Source organism: Dryocola sp. LX212 (assembly GCA_041504365.1).
Classification (GTDB): domain Bacteria; phylum Pseudomonadota; class Gammaproteobacteria; order Enterobacterales; family Enterobacteriaceae; genus Dryocola.
On the sequence record CP167917.1, the window covers coordinates 1812319 to 1824865 of the forward strand.

The 12547-nt window shown below is 60.2% G+C and carries 9 protein-coding genes; 3 read left to right on the forward strand and 6 right to left on the reverse strand.

The genetic code is table 11. The annotated features are described in order from the left end of the window. Nucleotides 1-2 precede the first annotated feature (2 nt). The 3 genes from iucC to iucA are packed head-to-tail and all read right to left on the reverse strand — an operon-like array spanning nucleotide 3 to nucleotide 4408. The gene (gene iucC / locus ACA108_08705; GenBank protein ID XEX98060.1) at nucleotides 3-1736 is read right to left on the reverse strand and encodes an aerobactin synthase IucC; all 1734 of its coding nucleotides are present in this window, start codon (nucleotides 1734-1736) and stop codon (nucleotides 3-5) included. Then, nucleotides 1736-2683, reverse strand: coding sequence for a N(6)-hydroxylysine O-acetyltransferase (gene iucB, locus ACA108_08710; protein XEX97561.1), 948 nt, complete (start codon nucleotides 2681-2683; stop codon nucleotides 1736-1738). The genes iucC and iucB overlap by 1 nt, the downstream gene beginning before the upstream one ends. Next, nucleotides 2684-4408 (reverse strand): aerobactin synthase IucA, encoded by a 1725-nt coding sequence (gene iucA / locus ACA108_08715; GenBank protein XEX97562.1) that lies wholly within the window; start codon nucleotides 4406-4408, stop codon nucleotides 2684-2686. Between the two features lie 132 nt (nucleotides 4409-4540). Between iucA and ACA108_08720 the strand changes: the two genes are divergently transcribed. Together ACA108_08720 and ACA108_08725 are read left to right on the forward strand one after the other, a co-directional pair. After that, the gene (locus ACA108_08720) at nucleotides 4541-5743 is read left to right on the forward strand and encodes an MFS transporter (protein XEX97563.1); all 1203 of its coding nucleotides are present in this window, start codon (nucleotides 4541-4543) and stop codon (nucleotides 5741-5743) included. A 15-nt stretch (nucleotides 5744-5758) separates the two neighbouring features. Continuing rightward, nucleotides 5759-6652: a siderophore-interacting protein gene (locus tag ACA108_08725; GenBank protein XEX97564.1), complete on the forward strand. Its 894-nt coding sequence runs from the start codon at nucleotides 5759-5761 to the stop codon at nucleotides 6650-6652. 90 nt (nucleotides 6653-6742) lie between these two features. On the opposite strand, the gene ACA108_08730 is transcribed toward ACA108_08725, so the two are convergent. After that, the gene (locus ACA108_08730) at nucleotides 6743-7375 is read right to left on the reverse strand and encodes a TetR/AcrR family transcriptional regulator (GenBank protein XEX97565.1); all 633 of its coding nucleotides are present in this window, start codon (nucleotides 7373-7375) and stop codon (nucleotides 6743-6745) included. A 246-nt stretch (nucleotides 7376-7621) separates the two neighbouring features. On the opposite strand from ACA108_08730, the gene bhsA reads away from it, so the two are divergent. Further along, the gene (gene bhsA, locus ACA108_08735; protein ID XEX97566.1) at nucleotides 7622-7879 is read left to right on the forward strand and encodes a multiple stress resistance protein BhsA; all 258 of its coding nucleotides are present in this window, start codon (nucleotides 7622-7624) and stop codon (nucleotides 7877-7879) included. Nucleotides 7880-7968: 89 nt separating this feature from the next. On the opposite strand, the gene ACA108_08740 is transcribed toward bhsA, so the two are convergent. Next, a complete protein-coding gene (locus ACA108_08740) occupies nucleotides 7969-8937 on the reverse strand; it encodes a L,D-transpeptidase family protein (protein ID XEX97567.1) in 969 nt (322 codons plus the stop codon). Nucleotides 8938-9087: 150 nt separating this feature from the next. Continuing rightward, nucleotides 9088-12534: a transcription-repair coupling factor gene (mfd, locus tag ACA108_08745; GenBank protein ID XEX97568.1), complete on the reverse strand. Its 3447-nt coding sequence runs from the start codon at nucleotides 12532-12534 to the stop codon at nucleotides 9088-9090. Between the last annotated feature and the right edge of the window lie 13 nt (nucleotides 12535-12547).

The window sequence follows — 12547 nt, forward strand, 5'->3', positions numbered from 1 at the left end:
GATTAGTCCTTCGTGACCAGCCACAGCGGGTTTTGCAGATCCTCAAGGTAGTTCGGCAGCATGCGGCTGCCGCCGTCCTGGTCAGGCCAGGTCAGTTTTACCGGGTTCAGCACGACGCGGATGATCTGTGGCTTAAAGAGTGAGAAAAGCGCAAAGCGCGCCGACAGTTGCGGATGGGCCAGCATGTAATCACTCAACACTGCGGACAGCAGCTGATAAAAACGTCGTTCCGGCACGCCGAGGCGCGCCATCAGCGGCGAAACGAAGCGCAGCACCGTGACAAAGTGTCCGGTCTGCAAATCATGAATTAAATAGTCGGCGCTCAGACGGGCGGTGACATCCCGCACCTCCTGAGGCAGGGAGTCCATCTCCGGGAACTCATCCTTCACCAGACGCATATCGCCCTGAAAATCCTTCAGCAGGACGCGCTGCGGCACGCCGTCCTTCATGGCGAGGGTAATATTCTGCCCGTGGGCAATCAGCGCTACGCCGTAGCGGCAGAGCAGGTGATAAAGCGGCACGACGGCCACTTCGAACATCTTCGTCAGCCACGCTTCGGCGCTGAGGCCGGAGCGGGCAATGTAAGCGCCAATCAGCGGCTGGTTGTTCTCGTCACACTCCATCAGCGTCGCCATCAGGATCGGCGTCTCGTCGGCATTCAGCCAGCGGGAAGGATTTTCGCGCCAGATAACCCCCAGCATTTCCTGGTAGCGATAAGGGGCTTCCGCCAGCGCGGCGTAGCCATCGTGGGAAACGTAGCCCGCAGCTGGCTCACCGAGGATCGCCGCGCCCGTTCCCTGGAGCGTGCTGTCGGTCGCAAAGACGGTTTGCAGCCAGCGGGAGGCCAGCGGCCCGGCGGCAATGTATTTGCCGGGGATCCCACGATAACAGGAAGTGTTGTAGATGGTCAGCGGCAGCTTGATATCCAGCCCGCCCTGGCGGCTGGCGTTGGTCAACGTGCGCAGCGACTGCTGGGCAAGCCACCTGTCGCCGAACTCGCCAAGAGAGACCATCTTCCCTTCGGCCAGGTCAGCCACGAATTCGAGAGCAATTTTTTGCTGCCACTGCCACGGATGAACCGGAAGCGGCAGCCAGTTCTCGTCCAGGCCATTCTCTTTCCACGCCTGGCTAAAACGGGCTGATTCAGCCTCGTCCATCGCGGCGGCCAGCAGCTGCCGTACATTCAGCTCACTGTCGCAGCGCCAGACCATATGCTCACGCTTAACCGCCAGCCAGTGCAGACGGAAAGTGCTGCCATATTCCGGGGCATAGCGCTCCAGCGCCTCCAGCCCCCAGCCGCGGCGGCCTTTGTTAAAGGCGAATTTCGGGTGGCCGCTCAGCAGGCACTGCAGCCTGTCGGCATCCAGATCGATAAGATCGTCGGCGCTCATCCCACGGCGGGCGTTCAGCAGCTGCAGGTCGCCGCGCAGGGTAGCGTTGAGATCCTGCATATGTTCGGCAACGGTCGCATCGCTCATCGACAGCACGGGCTTGAGCTGCATCAGCAGCGTCCGGGCCAGCACCGGCTCGTCCCCGCAGCGCAGCGACTGCGGATCGATCCACAGCCAGCCCCAGATGCCGCGTTCGGCGGTGAAGTGCCATTCGACGCCGGGCAGGCCGATGCAGAAACGATTTTCACCTTGCTCCTGCGCGTGAAAAACCTGCTCGTACTCCAGCTCCGCCAGCATTTTGGCGACCAGCTGGCGGTTAACGAAATCCCAGTCCTTGCGGTTCATCACAGGCCCACCTCGCTGAAGAAGCTATGGCGTTCGGCCATGACCAGGCGGGAGCGTTTATGGGGGAAATCGAACTCTTTTATCGTGGCGTAGCCCGCAGGCTCCAGGTGGCGGAACAGGCGCTGGTTGTCGGCGCGCGGCTCCAGCACAAGGCGCTGGGTGGCGGGCTGGTCGAGCAGCAGATAGTGGCTCAGGCCGCGCAGCCAGCTCCGCACAAAGTGCGCGCCGCGCCACTCCTGCTCGCCAACCATCAGGTGCAGGCCGCGGTCGAAGGCCTGCCACGGGTAGTGGCGGCCAATGCGGTCTTCCGCCGCCCAGTAAATTTCGAAATAGCCGAACGGCCGATCGTCAAAGCAGCCAATCAGCGGGAAGGCGTGCCTGCCGGTAAGCTGGCGTTCCAGATAGGCGGTCTGCACGTCCAGCGGGCCGCTTTGCTCCCAGAAGAACTCAATGCGCGGATCGTTCATCCAGCGGGTGAAGCGCTCTGCATCAAGCGCCGGGTCGGCCACGCGGAAGCTCAGCGTGCGGCGAACTCGCGGGTCGTAACGGCGGTAAACTTCGCCATCCGGGCGGGCGGGGCGCTGCGGATGATAAATCTCACGTTCGGCATCAAAGATCATCTCGCCGGAAGCCGTTTTGCGCGGGGCGCTTAGCCACAGCGGCAGCTGCCAGAATGCCTCGCGGTGAACGATGTCGCTTTTCAGCCCGTCAAACAGGGCCAGCGCCTGCGGCTCTTCGCGCCATTCGGCGTAGGGAAGAACGATAGCTTTCAGCTGCGGCGCGGCGATAAACATCTGGTCCAGCGCGTCGCGCAGCCAGCCTGCCGGAAGAATGCCGGGCCAGTGCAGCACCGCGCTGTTGTCCTGCCCCCAGCCCAGCGCCAGCGTTTTAGCGAGTTTTTCGCAGCGCAGGCCGTGGCCGTCGTGAACGATAGTTGCCTGAAACATTTAGCCCTCCTGAGCCAGCAGCGGGTTGCCGAAATCGAAGTAGATCACCGACGGATCGACGATGGTGTTTTCGTTGTGGTCGTGCAGGTAGCAGAAGAAGTTGCCCTTCACGTTCCAGTGCGGGCTTTCCAGCACGTAGTCGAGACAGGTTTTGTGCGTCACTTCGCGGCGCACGGCGTCCAGCGCATCGCGCACGCGCGCCATCAGGCTGACTTCGGTGTCCATGCCTGCGGCACCCAGCGCGGCGGTGACCGCAAAAGTGGAGTTCACCAGCAGGTAGTAAGGGAAGTAGCGCAGGAGCTGCTCGCGGGTGAAGACGTTCTCCGCCTGCGCTTCGCCAATCACGTCCAGCCAGCCTGCGGCGTGGGGCATAAAGGCGCTGCCCTGGCAGTCGCGGTAGATCAGGCCAACCGGCAGATCCTGCTGCATCTCCACCAGAATATTTTGCTGATGGGCAAGCAGCACCAGGCCGTAGTCCGCCTCGGCGGTAAACAGCGGCTTCAGGATCTGCTGGCAGTAGGCATCAACCCACGCGTGGGCGGCCTGTTTCTCAGTAATGTTCAGACGCCTGCTAAGGCGCTTAACCGCCGCAGCCAGCAGGGAATCGCCGCCGTCCGGGGCTGACTGCGTCAGCGACACCAGTACGTTAGTCTGGCTATGCGACTGGTCGACAATCAGGTTCTCGCGCAGGGCGAAGAGGCTCTCCTCCATGACGTTGCCCTGCAGGTCGCGCAGCCCGGCCCAGCCGTCCTCCTGCATCACGCGGAAGGTCGGGAAGCGGGCCTGAAGCTCCTGCCAGCGCCCGGTTTGCGCCAGGCGCGCAAGACGCATCCCGCGCTTCACTTCCTTCACCGAGAGGGTGCGGACGGAGTTGGTCAGACGCACGCTTAGGGAAAACTTAATCATGTCGCGGCTGGTGGCGCAGTAGAGCGAGCGGGAAGAGGTGGTGGGCAGCCACGGCGTTCCTGCCTCGCCCAAATCTTTGACCAGGCCCTGCTCAACCAGCTGCTGGCACCACGCCTGTTCAAGCAAATAATCTGCCTGCCACGGGTGCAGCGGGAACAGCCACTGCTGGTCGGTCAGTTCACTTAGCAGCTGCGGTGCGTTCTCAGCGGCAAAGCGGGTAAGACGCTGTTGCAGGCTGAGATGGAGGCTGTCGCCCGCCAGCTGCGCTTTGTCCACTGCAAACCAGCGCAGCGGGAAATGGGGCGCAAAATCTGGCAGATAGCGCCCGGCCTGCTGCTGGCTGAACGGTTCGTGGGATTTCGGTGCCGGATGGAACGCGTGGCCCACCAGTAGCGCCTGCTCGGCTTCGCCGAAGTTCAGCTGTTTTTCACGCAGCGCGGGCCAGTCGTGGCGGGCATCTATCGCCTGATGCGTATGCACATGGCTTTCCATTACCCGCTGGTAAAACGCCTCGCAGCCGGTGGCCGGTAGCATTTGCTGATGCTGCAGCTTATCGACGATCAGCTGGGCGAGGGTGGCAAAATCTACCGCCCGGCTGCCGCTGCCGTTCACCAGGCGCGCCGGGAAGGCAAAGCGGTGATGCTGGGTTGGCGAGAAGTAGGTCACTTTACAGTGAAGCGCCTGCTGCTCCCCCAGCGGGATAATGAGTTCGGCGGGATGAGTATCGCTGAGCCGCCAGTCTGCGGTTTCACGGATAAGAGAGTTCAGGAAGCACTGCGCAGCCACATCCGGGGCCTGCGTTTTGGTCGACACGTTCATTATCAAACAGTTTCCACGCGTTATGATAATGCGAATTCTGCCGATAACGTTTCTCATTATCAATATCAATTGTTAGAATCTGATAAATAAGTTTTACAAATACATACATAAACTTTACGGGTTAGCAATATTGTGACATCCCTTGACATAGCCGCAGCGCCGCAAAAATCCCTTTCCTGCTGGCCCCTGGCGTTCAGCGCCGGGCTGCTTGGCGTCGGCCAGAATGGCCTGCTGGTGGCCATTCCGGTGCTGGTGATGCAGACGCATTTAAGCCTGTCGGTGTGGGCGGGTTTGTTAACGCTGGGGTCGATGCTGTTTCTGCCGTCCTCGCCGTGGTGGGGAAAGCAGATCGCCCGCCAGGGTTGCAAGCCCGTGGTTTTGTATTCGCTGGGCGGATACGGCCTGAGTTTTATTCTGCTCGGCCTTGGCTGCGCGCTGCTGGCGCTTAACGCGGTGGACGGATACGTCGGACTGGCGATTTTGGTTATCGCCAGGGTCATCTATGGCCTGACGGTATCGGCAATGGTCCCCGCATGCCAGGTCTGGGCGCTACAGCGGGCTGGCGAAGGGAAGCGCATGACTGCGCTGGCAACCATCAGCTCGGGATTAAGCTGTGGGAGATTATTCGGGCCGCTTTGCGCGGCGGGCATGTTGATTATTCATCCGCTTGCGCCGCTGGTGCTGCTGATGGTGGCCCCTTTGCTGGCGTTGCTGATGATGCTGCGCCTGCCGGGTACGCCTCCTCAGCCAGCGACCACGCGCAAAAGCGCGCGCCTGCGGCTGGACTGCCTGCCATATATGCTTTGTGCCCTGCTGCTGGCGGCCTCGGTAAGCCTGATGCAGCTGGGGCTTTCCCCGGCGCTTGCCGGTCAGTTTGCGGGCGACACGGCGGCAATCAGCCACCAGGTTGCCTGGCTGCTGAGCGTGGCGGCGATCGCATCGCTGGTTGCGCAGTTTGCCGTGCTTCGCCCGCAGTTATTAACTCCCATTCCCTTACTGCTGACCGCCGGGGCGTTGATGGTCGCAGGGCTGGCAATGATGATATCCAGCCAGCTCTGGCTGTTTTATGTCGGCTGCGCGGTGCTTTCATTCGGGGCGGCGATGGCTCCCCCGGCATACCAGCTTCTTCTCAATGACAGGCTTGCCGACGGCGCCGGGGCGGGGTGGATCGCCACCAGCCACACGCTGGGCTACGGCCTGTGCGCGCTGCTGGTGCCGCTGGTGGCGAAAGCCCACGGCGACGCGGCGCTGATTATGGCGGCGTTTCTGACCGCCGTGTTATTTACCCTGGTGTCGGGCGTCATCTGGCGCAGCCGAACATCGCCTGCAATTTAAGCGTAAGGAAGAGTTATGGCAGGAGTTCAGGGCTATCGCCTGTTCAACGTAAAACTGGCGCGTAAGAGGGCCGTGTCGCCGTCGCTGCTGAGCCTGGTGTTCAGCGGCGAGGACGTGGCGAAGATGAAATGTGATTCGCCGGACCAGCGCATCAAGATGCTGTTCCCGTCCGAAGACGGCACGCCGCCGTCGCTGCCGAACGACGGACAGTGGTATCAGTTATCCCTCGAGCTGCCAAAAGAGAAAAGGCCGGTTATCCGCACCTATACGCTGCGCCATGTGGATCGGCAGCGTCAGGAAGTGACGGTAGAGTTTGTCAGCCACGGCACGGAAGGCCCCGCTTCGGCCTGGGCAATTCATTCGCAGCCGGGCGAAGCTATCCAGATCGTTGCCCCAAACGTGGAATACCCGGAGGACAGCGGCGGCTACGAGTGGACGCCGCCGGAGGGGCTGAAGAAAGCGCTGATTATCGCCGACGAAACGGCCTTACCGGCGGCGCGCGGTATTCTGGAAATGCTGGCGGCGCAGGCAAATCCACCGCAGGTGCAGGCGTTTTTTGAAGTGCCGGAAGAAGGAGATTGCGCTGATTTAAGCACGTTCAGCTTTGCTGAAATCAACTGGCTGCCGCGTAAGCCGCACGGCGCGACGCACGGTGAATGTTTAATTCCAGCCGTGAAGCAGCATGCCCGCACCCTGCAGGCAAACAGCAGCGATGAAGCCGTACATGAAGAAGCCGAGGGCGAACTGTTGTGGGACAAAGCGACCAGCTGCAGCCGGGAGTTTTACGGCTGGGTGGCGGCGGAATCCAGCGTGGTGAAGTTATTACGACGCCATCTGATCGGCGAGCGCGGGGTGAACCATGACGCCATTAACTTTATGGCGTACTGGAGCAAGGGAAGGGCACGCTAGAAAAGAAGGTGGATGACGCTGGCGCTTATCCACCCTACAGGTTTGTAGTTTCGTAGGTCGGATAAGCGGCAGCGCCATCCGACAAACCACTCACGCCTTCTTTAACTCCGGCCAAAGCCGCATTGTGGTCTGCACGATGCTCAGCAAATCCTCGTAGCCGGCGTTTTCACGCGCGCTGACCGACATCCCCTGAATGATGCAGCAAAGGTATTTCGCCAGCGCGCGAGCGTTGCTTTCCGCCGGAATTTCGCCTTTCTCCTGCCGCTGCTCCAGGAACCGCACCAGCGTCTCTTCCTGCATGGCGTGGCGCGCTTTGATGGTGTCGGCAATATCTTCCGAAGAGGCGGCGAGCACCGAAGAGGTACAGATGATAAAGCAGCCCGACGGCGTGTCTTTATCGGTAAACCGCTTCGCCACCGTAGAGAGATAATCTTCCAGAGCTTCTTCTACGCTGCGCTCTTCGCAGAACAGGCAGGCCTCGTGTTTCTCCGCGAAGCGGGCGATGTAGCGATCCAGCACCGCGCGGAACAATCCTTCTTTATTGGTAAATTCTGCGTACAGCGTCGGCGCTTTTGCGCCCGTTGCTTCAACAAGATGGGCCATCGAGGTGGCCTCATAGCCGTGCTGCCAGAACAGAGACATGGCCTTATCCAGTGCGGCTTCCCTGTCGAACACCTTCGGTCGGCCACGGCTTTTTTTAGTAACGCTTGTGTCGGTAGACATGATGCCGTTGAACCTTTGTCTGTTTAGTGAACGATCATTATAAAAAGGATCGCCGCAGGTAGCCAGCGCCTTCTGCTTAGAAATAAATAAATCCTATGGTAATGAAAAATAGGGCTTTTACTGATTAATTAACGGTCATTATAAAATAATGTTGACGTGTGACCCAGATCACGTTTATGATTTACCTATCGATCGTTAACAAAATAAGTTAACGGCAATACAAATCACCTGTAGAAGGCATAAATCATGAAAAACGTAAAAACACTCATCGCTGCAGCACTGCTAAGTTCACTCTCTTTCGCAAGCTTCGCCGCCGTAGAAGTTCAGGCGACCCCTGCTGACCAGCAGAAAGTCGGTACCATCAGCGCTAACGCCGGGACCAACCTGGGCTCGCTGGAAGACCAGCTGGCCGCCAAAGCCGACGAAATGGGCGCTAAATCATTCCGTATTACATCCGTGACCGGCCCGAACACCCTGCACGGCACGGCTGTTATCTACAAATAAGCGTAACCCTCAACGCGCTTACCCTCAGATGCCATGCCATAAAAAAAGCCCTGTCTTTCGACAGGGCTTTTTGCATTGCGCGAACAAATTTAAATGGTGTCGGCCACGTCCTGATGGCTGTTCACCTCAACCGGCATGCCTGAACGGTGCCGTATGGCCTGCTCCATGACCTGCGCGTCCGTCTCAGGCGCGCTCTGGAACTGCTTCATCTGTTCGCTGAGCACAATCGGCAGCACCTTCGGATCGTCCTCAATCGCTTTTGACAGCGGCTGGTGAACTTCAACCAGGCGACGCCCGTCCGGTTCCACGGAGACTTTTATCGGCGTATTGATGATGCGCACCGGTGTGCCTACCGGCATCTCCCTGTAGAGCGCTTTAATGTCGTCGTCACGCAGGCGGATACAGCCGGAGCTGACGCGCATGCCGATGCCGAAATCGGCGTTAGTGCCGTGCAGCAGATAAACCCCGCCGTAGGCCGCCAGGCGAATTGCGTGGTGGCCCATCGGGTTATCCGGCCCGGCAGGTACAACCGCAGGCAGCTTGATGCCGTTCGCCAGGTAACGGGCACGGATATTGGCGGTTGGCGTCCAGGTAGGATTAGCCCGCTTGTCGCTTACGCGCGTCACCATTGTCGGCGTGAGCGTATCGCCGCCCAGCTGACCAATGCCGATAGGGTAAACGGTGACGCTATTTTTGCCCGCCGGATAATAGTAAACGCGCAGCTCTGCAAGGTTCAGCACCAGCCCTTCACGCGGTGCGTCCGGCAGCAGCATCTGGCCTGGAATAGTCAAAACGCTTCCGGGGCGGGGCACGTAGGGATCGACCCCGGGGTTTGCCTGCAGCAGGGCCAGGAAGCCCACGTTATATTTTTTCGCAATCGCCTCAAGGGAGCCGCCGTCGTCGGCCACCTCATGGAACATATTCTGACCGATCAGGCGGCTGCCCTCAGGGGGCAGGGGATAAGAGTTGGCACTGACCTGGAAGGCCGCCACGGAGGCGGTAACCAGCAGCGCCGAGGCCAGCCAGCGTACAGGGGAAAAGAGTCGCAAAGACCGCATAAAAAACCTCATTTTTCTTAAGGTTAAGGTAACTGAAAGTTAATCGGTAATTATGCGTGGCGGGAGAGTCGGGAAACCCTGGTGGATTGCAAAGAATGTGTAAATGTTTCAAAAAGCAACGCCTCGCCGCGCGACGAGGCGTTGACTGGCTTACGCGGCGGCGTTTTCCGCAAGCTGGGTCATAAAGTTTTGCACCCAGCCCATGCGCGCCTTGCGGTCGGCAAGATCCTGGAAGAATTTCAGCCGGGTTGGCCCGTCCAGGCGGTAGTGCTGCGGCTGCTTTTGCAGCAGGCCAATCAGCCACACCGGATCGACATGGTTCTTCTCGGCAAACTCAATCACGCCGCCTTTCTCGTTGCCTTCAATTTTACGCACGCCCAGCTTCTGCGCCTGTTGGCGAAGGGCGGCGATATCCAGCAGGTTGCGGGCGGCATCCGGCAGCAGGCCGAAGCGGTCGATAAGCTCCACCTTAAGCTCGTCCAGATCGTGGCCGTTCTTCGCGCTGGCTATACGCTTGTAGAACGACAGGCGTGTGTTGACGTCCGGAATAAAATCTTCCGGCAGCAGGGCGGGCATGCGCAGCTCCACCTCCGTCTGGCTGCTGGTCAAATCCTCCAGCGACGGCTCGCGGCCTTCTTTCAGCGCGTCCACCGCGTTTTCCAGCAGCTCCATATACAGCGTGAAGCCGATGGTTTCCATGGAACCGCTCTGGCCCTCGCCCAGCAGCTCGCCCGCACCACGAATTTCCAGATCGTGGGTGGCCAGCGCAAAGCCTGCGCCCAGATCTTCCAGCGAGGCGATAGCCTCCAGGCGTTTCTGCGCGTCGCCGGTCATCGCTTTCGGATGCGGCGTTAACAGCCACGCGTAGGCCTGGTGGTGTGAACGCCCGACGCGGCCACGCAGCTGGTGTAGCTGGGCAAGCCCGAAGTGGTCGGCACGCTCGATGATAATGGTGTTGGCGGTTGGGATATCGATACCCGTTTCGATGATCGTCGTGCAGACCAGCACGTTGAAGCGCTGGTGGTGGAAGTCGTTCATCACGCGTTCCAGCTCGCGCTCACGCATCTGGCCGTGGCCGATGGCAACGCGCGCTTCCGGCACCAGCGCCGACAGGCGGTCCGCGGCCTTCTGGATGTTTTCCACGTCGTTATAGAGATAGTAAACCTGCCCGCCGCGCAGCACTTCACGCAGGATTGCCTCGCGGACTACCAGCTCGTCGTACTGACGCACGAAGGTTTTCACCGCCAGACGGCGCGCCGGAGGAGTAGCAATAATCGACAGGTCGCGCATGCCGCTCATCGCCATGTTCAGCGTACGCGGGATTGGCGTTGCAGTGAGAGTCAGGATATCCACGTCCGCGCGCATCGCTTTAATGCGCTCTTTATGACGCACGCCGAAGCGGTGCTCTTCGTCGACGATCAGCAGGCCGAGATCCTTCATCTTCACGTCATTCTGCAGCAGCTTATGGGTGCCGATCAGAATATCGATTTTGCCTTCGCTGGCTTCCTGGAGGATCTGCGTCTGCTCTTTGGCGCTGCGGAAGCGTGAAAGCATCTCCACGCGCACCGGCCAGTTGGCGAAGCGGTCCTGGAAGTTGTCGAGGTGCTGCTGGGCCAGCAGGGTAGTTGGCACCAGCACAGCGACCTGCTTGTGGTTTTCCACGGCCAGGAACGCCGCGCGCATCGCCACTTCCGTTTTACCGAAGCCCACGTCACCGCACACCAGGCGATCCATCGCCAGCGGCTGGCACATATCGCTCAGCACGGCATTGATGGCCTGGGCCTGGTCCGGGGTGGTTTCAAACGGGAAGGTGTCGCAAAACAGCTGGTACTGCTCTTTGTCATGCTGAAAGGCGAAGCCCTGTTTTGCCGCGCGCTGGGCGTAAATATCCAGCAGCTCCGCTGCCACGTCACGGACTTTCTCCGCGGCTTTCTGGCGGGCGCGTGACCAGGCATCGCTGCCCAGCTTGTGCAGCGGGGCGCTCTCTTCTGCGCCACCGGAATAACGGCTGATGAGATGCAGGGAGGAGACGGGAACATAAAGCTTCGCGTCGCCCGCGTAGGTCAGCATCAGGTATTCCGCCGTGATGCCGCCCGCTTCAAGCGTAGTCAGGCCAGCATAGCGGCCGACGCCGTGCTCGAGATGCACAACCGGCTGGCCGATATGCAGCTCCGCTAGGTTGCGGATCAGGGTGTCCGGGTTGATAGTGCGGCGGCTGTCCTGACGGCGGCGGCTGACGCGCTCACCTAACAGATCGCTTTCGCAGATCAATGCGCGGTTACGCCGGGTATCAATGAAGCCGTGCTCGCTGGAGCCCAGCATCAGGAAGCGGCCCTGGCCCTCAGCCTCATCCAGACGGTGAATGCGTTTCGGCGCGACTTTGATGCGCGACAGCAGCTCGCCCAGCGCCTCGCGGCGGCCTTCGCTCTCCACGGAGAACACGACCGGCCCGGCGAAGGATTCAAGGAATTTACGCAGGTTATCCAGCGGCGATTTGTTCTGCGCCTGCACGGACAGGTCCGGCAGCGCCTGATAGCCCAGATTGGTATTGGCAGCCTTGTCGGCAAGGTTTTCGGTTTTCAGCTGGATGCGCGGCCAGGTTTTCAGCTCGCTGAACAGCTCGTCGACCCGCAGCCACAGGCTTTCCGGCGGCAGGAGCGGGCGCATTGGGTCCACGCCGCGGTTTTCGAAACGGGCACTGGCGTCCAGCCAGAAACGTTCGGCGCTGCTTTCCAGGTCGCCGGTATTCACCAGCAGGGTGTTTTTCGGGAAGTAGCTGAACAGCGGCGGCAGCGGTTCGCTGAAGAACAGCGGCTGCCAGTATTCGATCCCGGCGGGCAGGGTGCCTTTGCTCACCTGCTGATAGATATGCTCGGCGTCGCGTTTTACCTCGAAGGTATCGCGCCACTGGCTGCGGAACAGCTCGATGGCGTTTTTGTCCGTCGGGAACTCGTGGGCGGGCAGTAAATTAATCGCCTCAACTTCTTCGAGCGTGCGCTGGGTGTCAACGTCGAACACCCGCAGGCTGTCGATTTCATCGTCGAAAAAGTCGATGCGGTAGGGCTGGTCACTGCCCATGGGATAGAGGTCTAACAGCGCGCCACGGGTGGCAAACTCGCCGTGCTCCATCACCTGATCCACGCTGCGGTAGCCCGCCTGCTCAAGCTGGCTGCGCAGATTATCCCGGGAAAGCTGCTGGCCTTTCTTCATCACCAGCGCGTGGCCGTGCAGATAGCTGTGCGGGCAGACGCGCTGCATCAGGGTGTTCACCGGAAGGATCAGCACGCCGCGCTTCATGGTTGGCAGCTGATAGAGCGTGGAGAGGCGCGAAGAGATGATCTCCTGATGCGGCGAGAAGCTGTCATAAGGCAGCGTTTCCCAGTCTGCCAGGTTCATCACCAGGCTGTCGGTAAACTGGCTGATTTCGTCGTGCAGGCGCAGGGCGTTTTGCATATCGGGGGCGATTAACACCACCGGGCCGCCGTGTCGCTCAACGATTTCGGCCACCTCGGTTGCGCAGGCGGAGCCGGTGAGTTCACCAAGCAGGCGCTGGTCGCCTGCTTTTACAGGTAAGGAATAACGATATTGTTCAGCCATCAGGATGTCAGAA

Bases quoted from the DNA above. Each gene is read 5' to 3' on its own strand.
- iucB (XEX97561.1), bottom strand. From the start codon at position 2,683: ATGTTTCAGGCAACTATCGTTCACGACGGCCACGGCCTGCGCTGCGAA.
- iucC (XEX98060.1), bottom strand. From the start codon at position 1,736: ATGAACCGCAAGGACTGGGATTTCGTTAACCGCCAGCTGGTCGCCAAA.
- ACA108_08740 (XEX97567.1), bottom strand. From the start codon at position 8,937: ATGCGGTCTTTGCGACTCTTTTCCCCTGTACGCTGGCTGGCCTCGGCG.
- bhsA (XEX97566.1), top strand. From the start codon at position 7,622: ATGAAAAACGTAAAAACACTCATCGCTGCAGCACTGCTAAGTTCACTC.
- mfd (XEX97568.1), bottom strand. From the start codon at position 12,534: ATGGCTGAACAATATCGTTATTCCTTACCTGTAAAAGCAGGCGACCAG.
- ACA108_08730 (XEX97565.1), bottom strand. From the start codon at position 7,375: ATGTCTACCGACACAAGCGTTACTAAAAAAAGCCGTGGCCGACCGAAG.
- iucA (XEX97562.1), bottom strand. From the start codon at position 4,408: ATGAACGTGTCGACCAAAACGCAGGCCCCGGATGTGGCTGCGCAGTGC.
- ACA108_08725 (XEX97564.1), top strand. From the start codon at position 5,759: ATGGCAGGAGTTCAGGGCTATCGCCTGTTCAACGTAAAACTGGCGCGT.